Source organism: bacterium endosymbiont of Bathymodiolus sp. 5 South, from assembly GCF_900128535.1.
Lineage (GTDB): Bacteria > Pseudomonadota > Gammaproteobacteria > PS1 > Pseudothioglobaceae > Thiodubiliella.
Genome location: NZ_FQTR01000419.1, coordinates 1 through 858, shown reverse-complemented (window position 1 = coordinate 858; position 858 = coordinate 1). Strand labels below are relative to the sequence as shown.

Here is an 858-nt window from a genome sequence, read left to right as displayed (position 1 = left end):
TTGCAGGCTTTTTAAAGGTTTAAAGGTATAGGACTTGCTACTTTGTACCATGCGTTTAGTGTTCATAATGCTAATACTTTTGGCATTGTTTGTGCTTAACACAGAATACCCTGCAATTTTACTAATCACAGGAAAGACAACCTTATCACTATCCGCATTTAAGGTTAAGACAACGACTTCTCCTGGATAAAACCAAGTTTGATTAACATTGGCTGAGCTGAATGCAAAAATTGGCATGCTGAGCAGTAAAAATAAACTACCAAAGATTTTTTTTATTATCGTCATTGTTTTTATTGTTTTGTTGATTGAGTGGAATAAGTAAAGTTCTGAGATTTTTATTAAGAGATTTTTCCCATCGCTGTTGTTTAATGGCATCCAATTTTTTCTTTTGTTGCCGCTGTTCTTTTTTACCGTCTTTTTTACGTTTCTTACCATCTTTCTTATCTTTGAGTTTCTTGCCGTCTTTCTTATTTTTGAGTTTCTTGCCATTTTTCTTATCTTTGAGTTTCTTGCCGTCTTTCTTATTTTTGAGTTTCTTACCATTTTTCTTATTGTTCTTATTGTTCTGTTGTTGCCGCTTCTTTTTTCCGTTTTTTTTCTGTTTTTTATCTGTATCCTTTTTAGTTTTCCTGTTCTTTTTTCGTTTGGCTTTTTGCTGTTTTAACATTGCCAAATTAAATGCGGCATCTTCATCTTGTTTTAATTTTAAGGCTGCTTTGTAACTGTCAATCGCCTCATCAATTTTTTGCAATTTAGCGTAAGTATTACCCATATTATACAAACGATTAAAGTCCAATTCTTTGTCTTTAACGCTTTGATATTGTTCCAATGCTTGCTCGTATAAACCTTGCTTATAAA

Annotated in this window: 2 protein-coding genes; both read right to left on the bottom strand. The window is 32.3% G+C overall.

The annotated features are described in order from the left end of the window. A partial coding sequence (locus BBROOKSOX_RS11920; protein WP_373896640.1) for a hypothetical protein occupies positions 1-285 on the bottom strand: 285 nt, incomplete at its 3' end. Further along, a partial coding sequence (locus tag BBROOKSOX_RS11915; protein ID WP_139662108.1) for a tetratricopeptide repeat protein occupies positions 257-858 on the bottom strand: 602 nt, incomplete at its 5' end. The genes BBROOKSOX_RS11915 and BBROOKSOX_RS11920, both read right to left, overlap by 29 nt.